At 50.5% G+C, this 18689-nt stretch carries 19 protein-coding genes and 2 tRNA genes; 6 read left to right on the top strand and 15 right to left on the bottom strand.

The genetic code is table 11. The features are described from left to right. The first annotated feature begins 34 nt into the window (after positions 1-34). From EFO84_RS04460 to EFO84_RS04435, 6 genes are read left to right on the top strand one after another with little or no spacing between them, the layout of a single operon-like run. Complete coding sequence (locus EFO84_RS04460) at positions 35-1201, top strand: D-alanyl-D-alanine carboxypeptidase family protein (protein WP_127346863.1); 1167 nt, start codon at positions 35-37, stop codon at positions 1199-1201. Between the two features lie 7 nt (positions 1202-1208). Beyond that, on the top strand, positions 1209-2060 hold the full coding sequence (locus tag EFO84_RS04455) for a D-amino acid aminotransferase (RefSeq protein WP_127346862.1): 852 nt from the start codon (positions 1209-1211) through the stop codon (positions 2058-2060). Continuing rightward, positions 2060-2326: a DUF493 family protein YbeD gene (gene ybeD, locus EFO84_RS04450; protein ID WP_127346861.1), complete on the top strand. Its 267-nt coding sequence runs from the start codon at positions 2060-2062 to the stop codon at positions 2324-2326. Before EFO84_RS04455 ends, ybeD begins: the two co-directional genes overlap by 1 nt. Next, positions 2316-2972: a lipoyl(octanoyl) transferase LipB gene (gene lipB / locus EFO84_RS04445; RefSeq protein WP_127346860.1), complete on the top strand. Its 657-nt coding sequence runs from the start codon at positions 2316-2318 to the stop codon at positions 2970-2972. The genes ybeD and lipB overlap by 11 nt, the downstream gene beginning before the upstream one ends. Next, entirely contained in the window at positions 2965-3930 is a 966-nt protein-coding gene (gene lipA, locus EFO84_RS04440; protein WP_127346859.1) for a lipoyl synthase, read from the top strand. Before lipB ends, lipA begins: the two co-directional genes overlap by 8 nt. Positions 3931-3945: 15 nt before the next feature. Further along, positions 3946-4347 (top strand): MAPEG family protein, encoded by a 402-nt coding sequence (locus EFO84_RS04435; protein WP_127346858.1) that lies wholly within the window; start codon positions 3946-3948, stop codon positions 4345-4347. Here EFO84_RS04435 and EFO84_RS04430 read toward each other — a convergent pair. From EFO84_RS04430 to folP, 15 genes are all read right to left on the bottom strand, one after another. Continuing rightward, positions 4315-5199: a hypothetical protein gene (locus EFO84_RS04430; RefSeq protein WP_127346857.1), complete on the bottom strand. Its 885-nt coding sequence runs from the start codon at positions 5197-5199 to the stop codon at positions 4315-4317. The genes EFO84_RS04435 and EFO84_RS04430 overlap by 33 nt on opposite strands. After that, the gene (gene nlpI / locus EFO84_RS04425; protein WP_127346856.1) at positions 5153-6058 is read right to left on the bottom strand and encodes a lipoprotein NlpI; all 906 of its coding nucleotides are present in this window, start codon (positions 6056-6058) and stop codon (positions 5153-5155) included. Before nlpI ends, EFO84_RS04430 begins: the two co-directional genes overlap by 47 nt. Before the next feature lie 115 nt (positions 6059-6173). Next, positions 6174-8315: a polyribonucleotide nucleotidyltransferase gene (pnp, locus tag EFO84_RS04420; RefSeq protein WP_127346855.1), complete on the bottom strand. Its 2142-nt coding sequence runs from the start codon at positions 8313-8315 to the stop codon at positions 6174-6176. Positions 8316-8459: 144 nt separating this feature from the next. Next, positions 8460-8729: a 30S ribosomal protein S15 gene (gene rpsO / locus EFO84_RS04415; RefSeq protein ID WP_127346854.1), complete on the bottom strand. Its 270-nt coding sequence runs from the start codon at positions 8727-8729 to the stop codon at positions 8460-8462. Positions 8730-8818: 89 nt separating this feature from the next. Continuing rightward, positions 8819-9772 carry a tRNA pseudouridine(55) synthase TruB gene (gene truB / locus EFO84_RS04410; protein WP_127346853.1) on the bottom strand — a complete coding sequence of 318 codons (954 nt, stop codon included), beginning with the start codon at positions 9770-9772 and terminating at the stop codon, positions 8819-8821. Continuing rightward, positions 9772-10155: a 30S ribosome-binding factor RbfA gene (gene rbfA / locus EFO84_RS04405; RefSeq protein WP_127346852.1), complete on the bottom strand. Its 384-nt coding sequence runs from the start codon at positions 10153-10155 to the stop codon at positions 9772-9774. The genes truB and rbfA overlap by 1 nt, the downstream gene beginning before the upstream one ends. A gap of 6 nt (positions 10156-10161) precedes the next feature. Further along, entirely contained in the window at positions 10162-12846 is a 2685-nt protein-coding gene (infB, locus tag EFO84_RS04400) for a translation initiation factor IF-2 (RefSeq protein ID WP_127346851.1), read from the bottom strand. Positions 12847-12869: 23 nt separating this feature from the next. Next, positions 12870-14366 (bottom strand): transcription termination factor NusA, encoded by a 1497-nt coding sequence (nusA, locus tag EFO84_RS04395; RefSeq protein ID WP_127346850.1) that lies wholly within the window; start codon positions 14364-14366, stop codon positions 12870-12872. 24 nt (positions 14367-14390) lie between these two features. After that, the gene (gene rimP, locus EFO84_RS04390) at positions 14391-14840 is read right to left on the bottom strand and encodes a ribosome maturation factor RimP (protein WP_431355317.1); all 450 of its coding nucleotides are present in this window, start codon (positions 14838-14840) and stop codon (positions 14391-14393) included. A 154-nt stretch (positions 14841-14994) separates the two neighbouring features. Next, positions 14995-15071, bottom strand: a tRNA-Met gene (locus EFO84_RS04385). Between the two features lie 62 nt (positions 15072-15133). Then, a tRNA-Leu gene (locus EFO84_RS04380) sits at positions 15134-15218 on the bottom strand. A 21-nt stretch (positions 15219-15239) separates the two neighbouring features. Further along, a complete protein-coding gene (gene secG, locus EFO84_RS04375) occupies positions 15240-15578 on the bottom strand; it encodes a preprotein translocase subunit SecG (RefSeq protein WP_127347000.1) in 339 nt (112 codons plus the stop codon). A 6-nt stretch (positions 15579-15584) separates the two neighbouring features. Further along, positions 15585-16361, bottom strand: coding sequence for a triose-phosphate isomerase (tpiA, locus tag EFO84_RS04370; RefSeq protein ID WP_127346848.1), 777 nt, complete (start codon positions 16359-16361; stop codon positions 15585-15587). Between the two features lie 125 nt (positions 16362-16486). Next, positions 16487-17824 (bottom strand): phosphoglucosamine mutase, encoded by a 1338-nt coding sequence (gene glmM, locus EFO84_RS04365; protein ID WP_127346847.1) that lies wholly within the window; start codon positions 17822-17824, stop codon positions 16487-16489. Then, positions 17821-18621, bottom strand: a complete 801-nt coding sequence (gene folP, locus EFO84_RS04360; protein WP_127346846.1) for a dihydropteroate synthase — start codon at positions 18619-18621, stop codon at positions 17821-17823. Before folP ends, glmM begins: the two co-directional genes overlap by 4 nt. Positions 18622-18689: the final 68 nt, after the last annotated feature.

The raw sequence follows: 18689 nt of genomic DNA, 5'->3' as shown, positions 1-18689 counted from the left end.
TTGTACTCATTCATAACTAACGAGATTGATTATCATGCCATCTGTTTTCCAGCAATTGTTTGCGACCATCACTGTGACTCTGCTGCTGTTAGCGAGTGCTGCACAGGCCGCTATTGTGCCGCCAGCGCCTACGGTCAATGCCCGCGGTCACATCTTAATTGACTACACCACGGGTCAAGTGCTCAGTGAAGCCAATGCCGATGAACGCCTGTCGCCAGCAAGTCTGACCAAAATGATGACCAGTTATATCATTGGTAAAGAGATGCAATCAGGCCGTATTGCTGGCACCGATATGGTGACCATTAGTGAAAACGCATGGGCAAAAAACTTCCCTGATTCATCAAAAATGTTTATTGAAGTGGGTAAGCAAGTTAGTGTTGCCGATCTCAATCGCGGTATCGTCATTTCATCAGGGAACGATGCGTGTGTGGCCATGGCTGAACATATTGCCGGTAGTGAAGATGGCTTTGCTGATTTGATGAACACCTACGCAAAACAACTCGGTATGACCGGCACTAATTTCGTCAATAGCCATGGTCTGCCAGATGCCAATCAATACACCACCGCGCGTGATATGGCCTTGTTAGCGCAGGCATTGATTCGCGAAGTGCCTGAAGAATATGCGCTGTATGCCGAGCAATCATTTACCTTCAATGGTATCAAGCAATATAACCGTAACAGCTTGTTATGGGATCGCAGCATGAATGTCGACGGCATTAAAACCGGCTATTACAGTGATGCCGGTTACAGCTTGGTGAGTTCAGGTACCGAAGGTAATACTCGCATGGTGGCCGTGGTAATGGGTACCAGTAGCGAGCAAACACGGGCTGCTGAAAGCAAGAAATTGCTTAACTACGGCTTTCGCTTTTTTGAAACTGTGAAAGCCTACAGCGCTGGTGACAGTTTTGTTGAACATCGGGTTTGGAGCGGCGAGCAAGATACCGTCGCCCTAGGCGTTGCTAATGACGTGGTATTGACCGTCCCGAAAGGTCAACGTAATGCCATCAAGGCCAATTTTGAGCTCAGTCAAAAGCTCGAAGCACCGATCGCCAAAGGTACTGTCGTAGGCACGGTCTATTTGCAAATCGATGGCGAAGATGTGGCTAACTTCCCGCTCGTCACGCTGCAAGAAGTGGTTGAAGGCGGTTGGTGGAAACAATTTACCGACTGGGTAGCGCAACAATTTAGTGACGACGTGTAAGGCCTCTATGCACAGCACAGTGTTTTTAAATGGCGAGTGGCTCGCCGCAGCAGCAGCAAAAGTCTCGGTCTATGACCGGGGCTTTTTGTTTGCAGACGGCATCTACGAAGTAGTGCCGGTATATCAACGTCGACCATTTTTGATGGCCGACCACTTGGCGCGCATGGAACGCTCGTTAGCGGCTCTGAATATTACTGCGCCAGGGGCTGATTACTGGCAAGCGGTGATCACCGAGTTATTAGCCCGTAATCAACTCGACGACGCCCTAGTCTATATTCAAATTACCCGTGGCGCCGAGGCAAATCGATCACACATACCAACTAGCGCCATGTCCGCTACATTATTTGCCTCGTTATCGCCGCTCAACGTGCATTGGCATCAACCCGCACCATTGGCTGTCACCCTGTTAGACGATATCCGTTGGCTGCGCTGCGATATTAAAAGCATCAGCTTACTGGGCAATATCATGCTCAAACAGCAAGCCCATAACAGCGGATTTGCTGAGCCACTGTTGCAACGCGATGGCTATATCACCGAAGGCGCGTCATGTAACTTTTTTGCCGTACGCGATGGCGTGGTTTATACCGCACCGAAGAGTCATTTGATTCTGCCCGGTATTACCCGTGACCATACCCTTGAGTTAGCGCGCGAATTAGGCTTAGAGGTGCGAGAAGAAGCCTTTGCAGTTGCTGATCTAGCGCAACTTGATGAGCTTTTCTTGACCAGTTCGAGCCGCGAAGTGCAGCCCATTGATCGAATTGATGCTATGATCATCGGCAACGGAGAGTGCGGTCCTGTCACCGCGCAATTGGTCGCGGCATATCATGCCAGCAAACGTAAGTTGTGTGAGATTTCCTAATGCAAAAAACCCGCTTTGACGAATTAGTCGAGTTTCCTTGTGTCTTTACCTTTAAGGTCATGGGCTTGGCAGTGCCGTCCCTGCCCGACAATGTGGTCGCTGTGGTTCAACAGCATGCACCGGGCGATTACTCACCGCAGGTGAAGCCGAGCAGCAAAGGTAACTATCACTCGGTGTCGATTCAAATTCAGGTGCACAGTCAGAGCCATATCGAAACCTTGTATCAAGCATTAGCGGCGATTGACGAAGTTCGTTATGTCCTTTGATTTACGCGTTCGTCACCTCGGCCGCCAGCCCTACCAACCGGTGTGGCAAGCCATGCAGCAGTTTACCGATGAGCGCGACGACAGCACCGTGGATGAACTCTGGGTGCTGGAGCATGACCCGGTCTTTACCCAAGGCCAAGCCGGTAAAGCTGAGCATATTTTGTTGCCAGGTGACATACCGGTGGTGCAAGTAGATCGCGGTGGTCAAGTGACCTATCATGGCCCCGGTCAACTGGTGGTATATTTTTTACTCGATATTCGCCGCCGTAAACTCGGTGTACGGCATTTGGTGACCGCTATCGAAGACAGTATTGTTGCCACCATGGCACAGTATGACATCAGTGCCGCTGCTCGGCCTGATGCGCCAGGCGTTTATGTTGACGGCGCTAAACTTTGTTCGCTCGGTTTGCGTATCCGTAAAGGCTGCTCGTTCCATGGCTTAGCACTCAACGTTAAGATGGATTTAAGCCCATTTGCTCGGATCAACCCTTGCGGTTATGCCGGCATGCAAATGGTACAAAGTGCTGACTTAGGGGGCCCGCAAACTGTTGCCGAAGCCGCCACATTAGTTACTGAAATTTTTGCAAAACAACTTGGTTATCAAGCCATTCAATCAGTTACAGGATTTGCCCACGATTATGTCTAAACCAGTCAGAGTTGAACCCGGAGTGAAACTGCGCGACGCCGATAAAATGGCTTTGATCCCGGTCAAAGTCGTGCCGATTGAACGCGAACAAATGTTACGCAAGCCATCCTGGCTAAAGGTGAAGCTACCGTCGTCGACGCAACGCATTGATGAAATCAAGCAAGCCATGCGCAAGCACGGTTTGCACTCAGTCTGTGAAGAAGCATCGTGCCCTAACCTACCCGAGTGTTTTAACCACGGCACTGCAACCTTCATGATTTTGGGTGCTATTTGTACTCGTCGCTGCCCGTTCTGCGATGTCGCCCATGGGCGGCCCTTGCCGGTTGATCCAGAAGAAGCGGTGAAACTCGGTGCCACTATTCGCGATATGAAAGTGAAGTATGTGGTAGTCACCTCGGTTGACCGTGATGACTTACGCGACGGTGGAGCTCAGCATTTTGCCGATTGTATCCGCGAGATCCGCGCGCAGAGCCCGGGCATTCAAGTAGAAGTGCTGGTGCCCGACTTCCGCGGGCGTATGGAGATTGCCTTAGATATCCTGCAAGCCGAAGCGCCGGATGTTTTTAATCATAATTTGGAAACCGTACCGCGTATGTATAAAGCAGCGCGCCCTGGTGCCAGTTACCAATGGTCACTGGATTTACTCAAACGCTACAAAGCAGCCCGCCCAGACGTGCGCACTAAGTCAGGCCTAATGGTCGGTTTAGGCGAAACCAACGAGGAAATCCTTGAGGTCATGCGCGATTTACGCGCACACAATGTCGACATGCTCACTATCGGCCAATATTTAGCGCCGAGTCGTCATCATATTGCCGTAACCCGCTATGTAACGCCGGAAGAATTTGATATGTTTCGGGTAGAAGGTGAAAAGATGGGCTTTACCCATATTGCTAGTGGCCCGCTGGTGCGGTCGTCGTATCATGCCGACCTGCAAGCTGCTGGTGTTGCAGTCAAATAACCCTGAGGTAGTGCTATGAGTACGCTGATTTGGTGTTTATTAATTGCAGGTCTGTTGCCGATAGCGGCAAAAGCGCCTGTGGTGTATTTCCAAAATCGTGACAAAGGCTACGACAATCGTCATCCGCGCCAACAACAAGCACGGTTAACTGGCCCTGGCGCGCGCGCCGTTGCCGGTCATTATAACGCTTATGAGGCCTTTCCATTATTTGCCGCGGCGGTGCTGCTGGTCATCGCGACCGACCAAGTCACTGAAACCAATGTCTGGTTTGCCCTTGCCTTTGTGGCGTTTCGAGTGATTTATCATGTACTCTATATCGCCAATTGGGACAAACTGCGCAGCCTGTTCTGGTTTTTCGCAATTTTGTGTCCGGTTCTGATGATTTCACAAACCGCTATTGCGCTCAATCAACTCTAAATAGAGCTGCGGCCAAGAATACACATCGACATAATGCATGGCGGTTAAATAATCCACAGGCCGCCATGCATACTTGCCAACTAAGTTACAGGTCTCGATGGCATGCAAACCGATACTGTTTGCAGCGCTGCCAAGTAACCACTGATCATCACCCAGCGACTGTCCTAAATCACGCCAATCAGCCACTGCAAATTGCCACGGTAACCGTCGCCACAAAGCCTCTAACTCAACACTGCTCAGCTGCTTTTCGGTGGTCACCACCACATTAAGTGACGGATGATCATAACGGCCCATACAATAGTTGTGTGCAATGGCGCCAGTCAACGGATACTCATCAGCTAAGCCCAAGGTGTGCGCTAGCTCATGTGCCAGCAAGTTAATCGAGGCATGGAGTGGAAGGTTAATCTGATAATCACCGGCGGCGCTGGCTATGCCCTGCTCGGCAAAGACCAAGTGTGTGCTACTGGTTTCACTGGGTAATAGCGGCAGTTCGCAATGTAAGCGCTGGCGTTCACCACGGAGCTCACAATGGACCTCGTTAGCATGATACCAACGCACTTGTAAGCACGACGCAAAACCAGCCAGTGGATGCTCTGGCCACGCCGCCAAACGCTTAAGGAATGTTGATAATTGCTGGGTTTGCGCCGGTAACCATAATTGCACCGCACTGCCGTGTTGGCATTGCAACAATGCCCAGCCTTGCTGAACGTCAGCATTTAATTGCTGCAATGGCTGTGTTAACGGCCATTGCGATGGTATCTGCCACCATGCGGTGCTGCTCGCAGCACTGGCAGTGAACAGCAGGCTACTGAGGGTTGCGACTAAGCTCAAGGATTTGCTGACTGCGTTCAATTTCCAATCCTGCGTAGCGATGCTCTAAAAAGGTAAACACGTTGGTACTTAGGGCCAGCTGAAAATACACCAGCGCACGCTCATTGTTGCCCTCTAGCTGTTTCAACTTACCCAGATAGAAATATGCTTCGCAGAGTCGTTCTGCCATGGTTTCATCGGCAGCCAAGTTAGCACCTAAATACTGCTGTAAAAACCTGCGCTCGGTCACGACACCCAGCATCAAGTCATTCAATACCCAACCCCATTCGCTAGTCGCGTGGCTCAAGCGACGTTGAGCCAAAGCAATACGAGCAGCTTTATCATCGCTGTGTTGCTCAGCGAAAAATAGCCATAAACTCCGGTATGGATCGCTCGGGTCGGCATTGAAATGACGTTGCAAATCATCAATCGCCAGCGTCATACGGTTATCATAATAAGCGGTAATGCCACGGTTCAAATAGGCATAGGGATGCTCAGGATCAAGCTCAATAGCCGCTTCAAAGGCTTCAAAAGCATAATCAAATTGCTGATTTTGGGTATCGTGAATACCCAGATAATTGTACGCGTCAGCCATACCCGGATTAAATTCTAACGCCATATTAAAATCAAAACGCGCCAGTATCGACAGGCCTAAAGCATCGTAAAGTGCCGCACGACGAAACCAAAATTCAGCCAGTTGTTGGTTATCAATCTCTTCACTATGATGACTGGTTAGGATCTCGGTCAGCTTAGCGATTTCTAATTGGTAGCGCACATTCATAGGTTGTGGTGCAGAGACCACTAAATCACTCAAGCTATCATCAGCAGCATTACCGTTGCCATTACTAGCACAGGCACTCAACAGCAGCGCTACAGTAATACTCAACCACCATTTGTTCATGCGGGTGTCCTTGTCAAAGCAACGAAATCTAGCGCTATCATACCCTAGTGAGCCGAAAAAAAGAAAAGGAGCCGCTCGGCTCCTTTTCGACATTCACACAGGTCAACCTATGCGATTATTCAGCAGTGTCGTCTTGTGCTGGTTCAGCCGCTTCTACAGCAGGTGCTGCAGCTGGCTTATCGCTGGCGTCTTTCATGCTTAACCGAACGCGACCTTGGCGGTCAATTTCAAGCACTTTAACGGCAACGGTGTCGCCTACTTTAATGTATTCGTTGACATCGTTAACACGCTCTTCAGCAATTTGTGAAATATGCACCAGGCCATCTTTACCTGGCAGAATAGTCACAAACGCACCGAAATCAACGATACGTGCCACTTTACCTTGGTAAATACGACCTACTTCGACATCTGCAGTAATCGCTTCGATACGGGCGATTGCGGCATCAGCAGAGGCTTGGTCGGTTGCAGCGATACGCACGGTACCGTCATCGTTAATTTCGATGTTGGTGTTGGTGCTTTCGGTCAGCTCGCGGATCACCGCGCCGCCTTTACCAATCACATCACGGATCTTCTCAGGGTTGATCTTGATGGTGTGGTAACGCGGAGCATAAGCTGACAACTCAGTACGTGCGCCAGTCAGTGCTTCGTCCATCACATTGAGGATATGTAAACGCGCGGCTTTGGCTTGCGCTAGGGCAATTTCCATAATTTCGCGGGTAATACCGTCAATTTTGATATCCATTTGCAAGGCGGTTACGCCTTCTTTGCTACCGGCAACTTTAAAGTCCATGTCACCTAAGTGATCTTCATCACCTAAGATGTCAGATAACACCACAAACTTGTCACCTTCCTTGACCAAGCCCATAGCAATACCAGCAACTGAAGCTTTTAACGGTACGCCGGCATCCATCAACGCTAATGATGCACCACATACTGAGGCCATTGAGCTTGAACCATTAGATTCAGTGATTTCAGAAACCACCCGAACGGTATATGGGAACTCTTCTTGGCTTGGCATCACTGCTTGTACACCGCGCTTAGCTAAACGGCCGTGGCCGATTTCGCGACGCTTCGGTGAGCCAACCATACCGGTTTCGCCCACACAGTACGGAGGAAAGTTGTAATGCAACATGAAGCGGTTGCTGCTGTTGCCAGTCAGGTCGTCCATAGTTTGCGCGTCGCGCTCAGTGCCTAAGGTAGCAGTTACTAAGGCTTGCGTTTCGCCACGGGTAAATACTGCTGAACCGTGGGTGCGTGGCAGCACGCCAGTCGCCATATGTAAGGCACGCACCATATCTGGGTCGCGACCGTCGATACGCTTCTCACCATTGGTAATACGGCTACGCACTACATGGCTTTCTAATGAGTGGAACAAGTCGCCAATTTCTTTCTTGTCTAGGCTCTCGTCCGCGGCGATCAACTGCTCAGTCACTTGTGCTTTCAAGCTACTGATTTGCTCGTAACGGGCGGCTTTCTCAGTGATACGGTAAGCTTCACCGATTCCGGCTTCAGCTAATTCACGAATTTTCGCTAATAACGCTTCGTTTTTAGCTGGTGCAACCCAATCCCACTTCGGCTTGGCCGATTCAGCAGCAAATTCATTGATCGCGTTGATAACGGTTTGCATAGCGTCGTGGCCATAAACCACCGCGCCTAACATGTGATCTTCGCTCAGCAATTGTGCTTCAGATTCAACCATCAATACTGCATTGGCAGTACCAGCAACTACTAGATCCAGCTTCGATACGGCGAGTTCTTCGGTAGTTGGGTTTAATACGTACTCATCATTCACCACACCAACCCGCGCCGCGCCAATTGGGCCAGCAAATGGTACGCCAGAAATGGCGAGTGCTGCTGAAGTACCAATTAACGATACGATGTCTGGATTGATTTGTGGGTTGACCGAGATAACCGTGGCAATCACCTGCACTTCGTTATTAAACCCTTCAGGGAACAACGGGCGGATTGGGCGGTCGATCAGGCGTGAGGTTAAGGTTTCGTTTTCTGATGGGCGGCCTTCACGCTTGAAGAAGCCACCTGGAATTTTACCAACGGCGTAAGTACGCTCTTGATAGTTGACTGTTAATGGGAAGAAATCTTGGCCTTCTTTGGCTTCTTTTTTAGCCACAACAGTGACTAATACCGTGGTGTCATCCATGCTCACCAGTACAGCTGCAGTCGCTTGGCGCGCCATCGCACCAGTTTCTAAGGTTACGGTATGACGACCGTATTGGAACTTTTTAGTAATTGGATTCACGTTTTATTTTCCTTCACTCTTCTTTTTTGCTCATGTTTTCTTACTTGGATTTCTTACTTACATTTCATGCTTAAATTTCATGCTTAAATTTCATGCTTAAAATAACAAAAAAGGGGCCTGTTGGCCCCTTTTTTTGAACACTGATTAGCGGCGTAAACCTAAGCGCTCAAGCAGCGTGAAATAGCGCTGGCTGTCTTTACGCTTGAGGTAGTCCAGCAATTTACGACGCTGGCTAACCATCCGCAACAGACCACGACGTGAGTGGTGATCTTTCTTATGCTCTTTAAAGTGACCTTGCAGAGCGTCAATGTTGGCGCTTAACAGTGCAACTTGCACTTCTGGTGAACCAGTATCGCCTTCGCTTTGTGCAAAGTTTTTTACAACTTCAGCTTTCTGTGCTGCTGTTAGTGACATAACTTACTCCAAAATAGTACTACGCTTTTAAAATGTCAGTGCCAATCACTAATTCAGCACCAACGGATAAGGCGTGCATTATACGCACATCAGTCAGTTTGTGCAATGCTCGCAACGTCATTCATCACTCGTTTTGGCAGCAACCGTTGGCCATCAAACACCGCCACTCCAAGTAGGGCGTTATCGCTCTCGCGCCAGACCCGCAGTAGGCTCTCAGCAGGCCATACTAAGTCGGCAAGAGTAATCGGCATGCCTTGCATAAACTGCTGCGCTGCTTGGTTATCTAATTGCACCGATGGCAGCTGTCGCACTACCGCGTCATTGCCTGCCAGCAGCGCATCAAGCGCAGCGTAATCGCCCTGCTCTGGGTTACACTGCGCCGCCACTTCTGCCACCTGCTCTAGCGTCAGCAACTGGCCTTCCACCCCTTCAATCCAGGTGCGACGAAGTTCAGCCACATGAGCACCACAGCCCAATTGCTGGCCAATATCATCCACTAGGGTGCGAATATAAGTACCTTTTGAGCAGGTCACTTCCAGTTCGGCACGCTGACCATCAAAACTCAGCAAATCGATAGCGCGAATGACAATGTCACGGGTCTTGCGCGGTACCTCAATACCCAAACGAGCATAATAGTACAGCGGTTTGCCTTCATGTTTGAGCGCTGAATAAATAGAGGGTGATTGCTGTTGCGGGCCAATAAACTGGCCAATAACCTGTTGTAACTGTGCCTCGGTGACATTCACTTCGGCTTCAGCGACCACTTCACCTTCGGCATCAGAGGTGGTGGTGCGCACACCCAATTGCGCCATCACGACATAGCGTTTGTCAGCTTCCAAACAGTAGTGACTGACCTTGGTTGCTTCGCCAAAACATAGCGGTAACCAACCCGTAGCGAGCGGATCCAACGCTCCAGTATGACCGGCTTTATTGGCATTAAAAAAACGCCGCACTTGTTGCAGGGCGGCGTTTGAGCTGAGATGTTTCGGTTTATCTAACAGGATCACACCATTGACGTTGCGCCCTGACTTACGACGCCCCATCACTGGTCTCCTGATTTGTCCTTCAATTGGTCGTTGCGAATTGCTTCGTCCACCAACCGTGACATACGAATCCCTTCGTTCAGCGATGGGTCATGCATAAAGCGCAGCTCTGGCATGATCCGCGCGCGTACCCGCTTACCCATCAATGAACGGATAAATCCAGCGGCGTCGTTGAGAATTTTTAGGCTCATCTTCAACTTGTCTGGATCTTCCTCAAAAAAGGTCACAAACACTTTGGCATAGGCCAGATCACGTGAAACTTCAATGGCAGATACCGTCGCCATAGACAAGCGCGGATCTTTGATCTCGCGCTGAATAATCATGGCTATTTCACGTTGATACTGTTCGCCGACCCGGTCGGTACGGCTGTAATCTTTTGCCATAAGGGCTTATAAACTCCGTTCCACTTGAATGGTTTCAAATACTTCGATGTGGTCACCGACGCGCACGTCATTGTAGTTCTTCACGCCGATACCACACTCCATGCCATTACGCACTTCGTTGACATCGTCTTTGAAGCGACGCAATGAGTCAAGTTCGCCTTCAAAAATCACCACGTTGTCACGCAGTACGCGAATCGGTGCTGAGCGCTTGACGATACCTTCAGTGACCATACAACCAGCAATGGCGCCAATTTTCGGTGACTTAAACACGTCACGTACTTCGGCTAAACCAATAATTTGCTGCTTGAATTCTGGAGCCAACATACCGGTCATGGCTAATTTCACTTCATCTAACAATTCATAGATGATGCTGTAGTAGCGCAGATCAACCGCATCTTGTTCCATCAAGCGCTTAGCGGTAGCGTCGGCACGCACGTTGAAACCAATCACGATAGCGTTCGAGGCACTCGCCAACGAGGCGTCAGTTTCGGTGATTCCACCTACGCCGCTACCAATAATGTTGACCTTCACTTCGTCGGTTGACAGCTTCTGCAATGAATCGGCAATAGCTTCTAACGAGCCTTGTACGTCTGATTTCAGAACGATATTCAGTTCTTGTACCGCGCCTTCTTGCATGTTGGCGAACATGTTCTCCAACTTGGCCTTCTGCTGCTTGGCCAGTTTCACTTCGCGGTATTTACCTTGACGGTAGTTAGCAACTTCACGGGCTTTACGCTCGTCCTTCACCACAGTCGCTTCATCGCCCGCTTGCGGTACGCCCGACAAACCGAGGATCTCAACTGGAATGGATGGACCAGCTTCTTTAATATCACGACCTAATTCATCGCGCATGGCACGAACACGGCCATACTCAAGACCACACAGAACAATATCGCCCTGGCGTAAGGTGCCTTCTTGCACCAAGATCGAAGCCACTGGCCCGCGACCTTTATCGAGCCGCGATTCAATCACGATACCGTGGCCCATGCCATCAGCAACCGCTTTCAAATCTAACACTTCAGCTTGCAACAAGATTGATTCGAGTAAGTTATCAATACCTTCGCCTGATTTGGCCGATACTGGCACAAACATCACCTCGCCACCCCAATCTTCTGGGATAACGTCACGCTGAGCTAATTCATTTTTTACTCGGTCTGGATCAGCTTCTGGCTTATCCATTTTGGTGATCGCAACCACCATCGGCACTTTGGCCGCCTTGGCGTGCTGAATCGCTTCTAAGGTTTGTGGCATCACGCCGTCATCGGCCGCCACCACCAAGATCACGATATCTGTGGCACTAGCACCACGAGCACGCATTGAGGTAAACGCCGCGTGACCCGGAGTATCTAAGAAGGTCACCATGCCGCGCGGGGTTTCCACGTGGTAAGCACCAATGTGCTGGGTGATACCACCGGCTTCACCGGCTGCCACTTTGGCTTTACGAATGTAGTCCAATAGCGAGGTTTTACCATGGTCAACGTGACCCATTACCGTGACTACCGGTGCACGCGGTACCGGTTGACCAGCAGTTTCACCGTCACGGTCAGCCAATACTTCTTGCTCCAGCGCGTTATCACTAACTAACAAGACTTTGTGGCCCATTTCTTCAACCACTAAACTGGCGGTTTCTTGGTCCAACACTTGGTTGATGGTGACCATTTCACCCATTTTCATCATGGTTTTGATCACTTCACTGGCTTTCACCGCCATACGGTTGGCCAATTCACCCACGGTGATGGTCTCGCCTAATTTAACTTCACGTTCTACTGGCATAGCGGGCTTATTGAAACCTTGATGGAGTGTTGAGCGTTTAGCACCTTTACGACGCTTCTCGCGGCGCGAACCATCATCGCGATCGTCATCGTAGCCACTACGGCGTTTCGCCGGTGCGCCTTTACGACGGCTGCTGCGACGCTCTTCATCGACGTCCTGCTCATCTTCGGCAACACGTGCGGTGGCCGAGGTGGTGAAATGCACATCTTCTTGCTCAGCTTTCTTGCGCTTGGCTTCTTCTTCTTGCCAGCGCGCCGAGTTCTCCTCAGCTAAACGGCGTGCTTCTTCAGCTTGTAGCGCCGCTTCTGCTTCAGCCTTTTTACGAGCTTCTTCTTCTTGTGCTTTACGCAAACGCTCCGCTTCAGCCTTCATTTCGTCAGCTTTCTTACGCTCTTCTGGCGTCATTGCCGCACGTTTTTCGGCATCTGCTTTCGCTTTTGCTTTGTCTTTTTCACGCCGTGCTAATTCAGCTGCAGCACGTTCTTCCTGTGCTTTCTTATCGGCAGCGATTTTCGCTTCAGCGGCCGCTTTGGCTTCGGCTTCACGTTTCGCTGCTTCAGCGGCTGCGCGCTCGGCTTCAGCCCGCTCTTGTTCAGCGCGTTGTTGTTCTTCAACTTCTGAGCGCTTCACATAAGTGCGGGTTTTGCGTACCTCAACTTGCACTGATTTTGAACGGCCAGGGCCACCACCAATACTCAGGGTGGTTTTTTCCTTGCGCTTCAGCGTCATTTTCTTCGGCTCAGCCGTGCCGGTGCCGCCATGTTGTTTGTTCAAATGCTTGAGCAGTGCCTGCTTCTCGTCTTCGGTGACGTTATCACCCGGCTGCTTTTTCAGGCCGGCTTCGGCAAACTGCTGGACTAAACGTTCAACTGTCGTACCCACATCTTGGGCTAGCTTATCTAGCGTTACTACTTCCATAGTCTGTTGTACCCCCGTTGACCTTATGCTTCATCACCGAACCAGCAAATATTACGCGCTTGCATAATCAGCTCACCGGCTCGTTGTTCGTCTAATTCTTCAATATCAGCGAGATCGTCGATACCCTGTTCTGCCAAATCTTCCAGTGTAACCACACCGCGGCTCGCCAATACATAAGCTAAATGACGATCTAATCCTGGTAAGTCTAAGAGGCTTTGGTCCGGTTCGGCTTCAAGCGTTTCCTCATTGGCCAGCGCCCGCGTCGTCAACACCGCTTTGGCACGGTTGCGCAACTCTTCAACGATGTCTTCATCCATACCATCAATGGCTAACAATTCATCCATCGGCACGTAGGCGATTTCTTCTAATGATGAGAAGCCTTCTTCAACTAACACTCCGGCGAAGTCTTCATCGATATCTAAGTGTTTGGTGAATAAATCAAGCACACGCTGGGTTTCAGCTTGGTTCTTCTCGTTAAAATCGGTGACCGACATAACGTTCAGCTTCCAGCCCGTTAATTGGCTTGCTAAACGCACGTTCTGGCCAGCTTTACCGATCGCTTGGGCTAGGTTGCCTTCTTCTACCGCCACTTCCATGGTGTGCGATTCTTCATCCACCACAATGGATGCAACTTCAGCCGGTGACATGGCGTTGATCACGAACTGTGCTGGGTTATCGTCCCACAACACGATATCGACGCGCTCACCGCCCAACTCGCCTGATACGGCTTGCACGCGCGCGCCACGCATACCAACGCAAGCACCGACTGGGTCGATACGACGGTCGTTACTCTTCACCGCAATTTTAGCGCGTGAACCTGGGTCGCGAGCGGCACCACGAATTTCAATCATTTCTTCGCCAATTTCTGGCACTTCAATGCGGAACAACTCAACTAAGAAATTGGGGTTGGTACGGCTAACAAATAATTGTGCACCGCGCGCTTCTGGGCGCACGTCGTACAGCAAACCACGGACGCGGTCACCGACACGGACAGATTCACGTGGCAGCATTTCTTCACGATAAATAATTGCTTCGGCATTGTTGCCCAAATCTAAAATCACGTGCTCGCGATTAGCGCGTTTGACAATACCGCTGACTAAGTCACCGACTTGGTCTTTGTATTCATCAACAATTTTTGCCCGCTCTGCTTCACGTACTTTCTGCACAATAACTTGCTTGGCGGTTTGTGTGGTGATGCGGTCAAATTCAATCGAATCGATCTGCTCTTCCACATAGTCGCCTTCAACCACTGACGGGTCTTCGTACTGTGCAGCGGCTAAGCTGATTTCGCGATATGGGTGTTCCAACGGCTGTTGGCTGTCATCCACCACCAACCAACGACGGTAGGTATCGAATTCACCGGTTTGACGGTTAATCGCCACGCGCACATCAATATCACCGTCATATTTTTTCTTGGTGGCATGCGCAAGCGCCGACTCTAGAGCCTCAAAAATGGCTTGTTTCGGCACGTCTTTTTCGTTTGATACAGCTTCTGCTACTAATAAAATTTCTTTTGCCATGGTCCTGCCTCGCCTGCGCGATCCTTAGTTAAACTGAGGAATTAAATGTGCTTTCTTGATGGCTGAGTGCTTCACCGAGAAGTTCTCACCATCAATAATAAAATCAATCTGTTCGCCATCGACTGCGCCGATAACACCCTTAAATTTACGTTTACCCTGCTGCGTCATGGTTAGCTCAACCGCGGCCTGTTCGCCAGTGTACAGCGCAAATTGTGCAGCACTAAAAAACGGTCGTTCCATACCTGGTGACGATACTTCTAAAAAATATTCGGCTTGAATAGGATCTTCCACATCCAAGATCGCGCTGACCTGATGACTCACTTGAGCACAATGGTCCACTGAAATACCATCGGCATGGTCAATATACACGCGCAAGGTTGAATGCTTGCCGGCGCGAACGAACTCAACGCCCCATAAGGCGAAGCCCATTGCTTCAACAGCTGGTGCTAACATTTCCGCTAAGCGGTCTTCCATTCGTGCCACGTGCCAACTCCTAAAAACAAAAAAAGGGCGTAATCGCCCAGTGTTTAGACTGCTAAATCGCTTACGCGCTGCAGCAGAGGTCAGATGATAAAAAGCCCCGAACATTGGCGGGGCTTAAACAACACTGGACCCTTTGTCTTACAAATGGTTGCGGGGGCAGGATTTGAACCTACGACCTTCGGGTTATGAGCCCGACGAGCTACCAGACTGCTCCACCCCGCGTCCGAAAACGTCCCGTATTATACGATTTTCCCTAAGGAAAGCAACCGTAAAGGCTGCAAATTTGGTGCCGAAGATGGGACTCGAACCCATACACCCGAAGGCACTACCCCCTCAAGATAGCGTGTCTACCAATTCCACCACTTCGGCAAAGCTGACTGCAACGTGGGCCTAATTACCGCCCGGTACGTCGCTATTATTCTGTTCTACTGGCACTTCTGGAACTTCGGTTTCAGTCATCGGAACTTCGATAGTATCAAAGTTGCTTTTGCTGTCGCCGCGGCCTGAGGCTAGGTTACCAAGCACCAAGCTGAGGACGAAGAAGATAACTGCCAAAATAGCCGTAGTACGGGTCAAGAAGTTGCCTGAACCACTTGAGCCAAATACGGTATTTGATGCACCGGCACCAAACGACGCGCCCATATCGGCCCCTTTGCCTTGTTGGATCATAACGAAACCAATCAAAATCAGGGCTACGATTAAATACACCACAAGTAAAATTTCATACAACATAGATTATCTGCTCCGTGCTTGTGCAGCTGTGCAAATTGCCAGAAATTCATCGGCGTGTAAACTTGCGCCACCGATTAAACCGCCGTCAATATCTGCTTCGGCAAATAGTGCCGTTGCATTATCGGCCTTCACGCTACCACCATACAACAGTTGTACAGCAGCGCCTGATGCGCCCCATTTATTCTCGAGCCACTTACGAATCGCCCCATGCACCTGTTGTGCTTGCTCGGGTGATGCGGTTAACCCAGTGCCAATTGCCCATACTGGCTCGTAGGCAATCACTAGGCGGCTGAGTTGATCAGCCTTGACCGTCGCTAAAGCGCTCTCTAGCTGCGCCTCAATGACCATCATCGTTTGTTCGTTGTACCGTTGCTCAGCGCTCTCGCCCACACACAATACCGCTCGCAAAGGCTGTTCAGTATAGGCCAAAACTTGGCGCAATTTAGCCGCAACACGCGCCTCAGTATCAGCATAAAACTGGCGCCGTTCTGAGTGCCCAATCAGCACATACTCAGCGCCTGCTTCAGCGACTAACTGCACGCTATGCTCGCCAGTGTGAGCGCCATCGGCATGCTCGTTAACATCTTGCACACCGGCGGCCACGGCTAGCTGTTGCGTCGCCTGTTGCCAAGCGTTTAGCAATACTGCCGGTGGACATACCGCTACATGCACCTGCCCTAGAAGTTCTGGCTGGCTGGCAAAAGCCGTCGCCAAGTGGGCGACCAGTGCCTTGCTGCCGTTCATTTTCCAATTACCGATCACTAACGGTTGCCGTTGCATGAAGCCTCTTCTGTATCCGCAGTTGAGAGCGGCGAGATATTACATAACCTGACCGCAACTTACAAGCAAGGAATCATGCCCTAAGCACGATTTGCTCACTATTTATTCAGTGTTTGCAGCAGTGATTAACTGGCTGCTTCCACTTCACTCGCAATTTCTTCAGCAAAGCGCTTAACCTTTTTCGCATCAGCACCTTCTACCATCACCCGAATCAGTGGCTCGGTGCCCGATTTACGCAATAATACCCGGCCATTCTTACCTAATGCGCGTTCAACTTCAGCAACCACCGCCTGCACGTTATCGGCAACTAATGGGTCACCACCCGGTTGGAAGCGCACATTAACCAGCGCTTGTGGGTACTTATCAAAACCCTGCAGCAGTTGATCAAGCGGTTTGCCAGCGCGTTGCATGGCGGTCAATACCTGCAAACCAGCAATAATGCCGTCACCGGTACTATGATATTGGCGATTGATAATATGTCCGGAGTTTTCACCACCGAGACGCCAGTCACGTTTGACTAGCTCTTCCATCACGTAGCGGTCGCCCACTTTGGCACGCACAAACGGAATACGCCGCTCAGCAAAATATTTTTCCAGCGCAAAATTACTCATCAAGGTGCCAACGACGCCACCTTGTAGCAACCCATCTTGCTGTGCTGCGCGGGCCAAAATAAATACGATATCGTCGCCATCGACAATACGCCCGCTAGCTGTCACCAGCATGATCCGGTCTCCATCACCATCGAGTGCGAAGCCAAGGTCAGCGTTCACTTCACGCACCTTGTCTTGCAGCGCATTGAGATGGGTAGCACCACATTTTTCATTGATATTGATGCCGTTTGGCTCACAACCAATTTCCCACACGTCAGCACCGAGTTCACGCAATACATCAGGCGCAATGTGATAGGTAGCACCATGGGCACAATCGACAACTATTTTTAGCCCCTTTAATGATAAATCACCTGGGAAGACACTCTTGCAGAACTCAATATAGCGACCCGCAGCGTCATGGATGCGACTAGCGCGCCCCATACGTTCCGACGGCACACAACGAATCGGTTCATCCAATAAGCGTTCAATTTCAGCCTCTACCGCATCGGCTAGCTTACTGCCTTGATCGGAGAAAAATTTAATACCGTTGTCGTAGAAAGGATTATGCGAAGCACTAATCACCACCCCTGCCGCAGCGCGGAAGTTACGGGTTAGGTATGCCACTGCGGGGGTTGGCATGGGCCCCAAAAATTCCACACTGACGCCGGCTGATAACAGCCCTGCTTCCAGGGCTGACTCCAACATATAACCTGACAGCCGGGTATCTTTGCCGACTAACACGCGGGTATTACCGCTTGCTGATAACACTGTGCCGGCTGCCCAACCCAGTTTTACCGCAAAATCTGGAGTAATTGGAAAGTCGCCCACACGACCACGGACGCCATCGGTACCAAAATATTTGCGTTCGCTCAAATGCCTTCTCCTGCAATGGTTGCGCTGACAATTCGCATGGCGTCAACCGTCTCCCTGACATCATGCACACGAACAATGTGTGCGCCTTTCATAGCGGCAATCGTTGCCGCAGCGATACTCGCCGCTAAGCGCTCGTTAACCGGACGGTCAATCACTGCGCCGAGCATTGATTTACGCGACAACCCAATCAGCAACGGCAAGCCTAATGACTGCAATTGCTCAAGTTGGCGTAACAGCTGATAATTATGCCCCACCGACTTACCAAAACCAAAGCCTGGATCGAGAAAAATACGCTCACGGGCTATACCCGCTTGTTCACAGGCAGATACTCGCTGTGCCAAGAACGCACCAACCTCAGCCACCACATCATCATAACTAGGCTGCTGCTGCATGGTGCGCGGTTCACCTTGCATGTGCATCAAACAAACTTGCACCTTGTCACTCTCAGCAACAGCTGCTAGCGCACCGTCATCACGCAGTGCTTTGACGTCGTTGACCATTCTGACACCGACCTTGATGGCCTCGCGCATGACTGCCGCCTTACAGGTATCTACCGACAGCGCCACAGGGCTCTCAGCAGCAATCAACTCCAATACCGGAATCACCCGATCGAGCTCTTCTTGCACACTCACTGCCGCTGCACCAGGACGCGTTGACTCGCCACCAACATCAATATAGTGAGCACCGTCTGCGACCATCTGCAGAGCTTGCCGCAAAGCCAAATCGCGGCCATTGAAACGGCCGCCATCAGAAAATGAGTCGGGGGTGACGTTGAGAATACCCATGACGTGGAGCATCGTGTGATCCTTATGCGCTGATAACCAGATGACTAACAAAAACCCCGCAGAACGCGGGGCTTTATCAG

Source organism: Pseudidiomarina mangrovi, from assembly GCF_003999375.1.
GTDB lineage: Bacteria > Pseudomonadota > Gammaproteobacteria > Enterobacterales > Alteromonadaceae > Pseudidiomarina > Pseudidiomarina mangrovi.
Note: the sequence above shows the minus strand (reverse complement) of the source record. Positions and strands in the feature narration are given on the sequence as shown.

What these genes read in the sequence shown, in the direction of transcription:
- EFO84_RS04460 (WP_127346863.1), top strand. Translation starts at nt 35, where the DNA reads ATGCCATCTGTTTTCCAGCAATTGTTTGCGACCATCACTGTGACTCTG.
- EFO84_RS04455 (WP_127346862.1), top strand. Translation starts at nt 1,209, where the DNA reads ATGCACAGCACAGTGTTTTTAAATGGCGAGTGGCTCGCCGCAGCAGCA.
- ybeD (WP_127346861.1), top strand. Translation starts at nt 2,060, where the DNA reads ATGCAAAAAACCCGCTTTGACGAATTAGTCGAGTTTCCTTGTGTCTTT.
- lipB (WP_127346860.1), top strand. Translation starts at nt 2,316, where the DNA reads ATGTCCTTTGATTTACGCGTTCGTCACCTCGGCCGCCAGCCCTACCAA.
- lipA (WP_127346859.1), top strand. Translation starts at nt 2,965, where the DNA reads ATGTCTAAACCAGTCAGAGTTGAACCCGGAGTGAAACTGCGCGACGCC.
- EFO84_RS04435 (WP_127346858.1), top strand. Translation starts at nt 3,946, where the DNA reads ATGAGTACGCTGATTTGGTGTTTATTAATTGCAGGTCTGTTGCCGATA.
- nlpI (WP_127346856.1), bottom strand. Translation starts at nt 6,058, where the DNA reads ATGAACAAATGGTGGTTGAGTATTACTGTAGCGCTGCTGTTGAGTGCC.
- rpsO (WP_127346854.1), bottom strand. Translation starts at nt 8,729, where the DNA reads ATGTCACTAACAGCAGCACAGAAAGCTGAAGTTGTAAAAAACTTTGCA.
- truB (WP_127346853.1), bottom strand. Translation starts at nt 9,772, where the DNA reads ATGGGGCGTCGTAAGTCAGGGCGCAACGTCAATGGTGTGATCCTGTTA.
- rbfA (WP_127346852.1), bottom strand. Translation starts at nt 10,155, where the DNA reads ATGGCAAAAGATTACAGCCGTACCGACCGGGTCGGCGAACAGTATCAA.
- infB (WP_127346851.1), bottom strand. Translation starts at nt 12,846, where the DNA reads ATGGAAGTAGTAACGCTAGATAAGCTAGCCCAAGATGTGGGTACGACA.
- nusA (WP_127346850.1), bottom strand. Translation starts at nt 14,366, where the DNA reads ATGGCAAAAGAAATTTTATTAGTAGCAGAAGCTGTATCAAACGAAAAA.
- rimP (WP_431355317.1), bottom strand. Translation starts at nt 14,840, where the DNA reads ATGGAAGACCGCTTAGCGGAAATGTTAGCACCAGCTGTTGAAGCAATG.
- tpiA (WP_127346848.1), bottom strand. Translation starts at nt 16,361, where the DNA reads ATGCAACGGCAACCGTTAGTGATCGGTAATTGGAAAATGAACGGCAGC.
- folP (WP_127346846.1), bottom strand. Translation starts at nt 18,621, where the DNA reads ATGCTCCACGTCATGGGTATTCTCAACGTCACCCCCGACTCATTTTCT.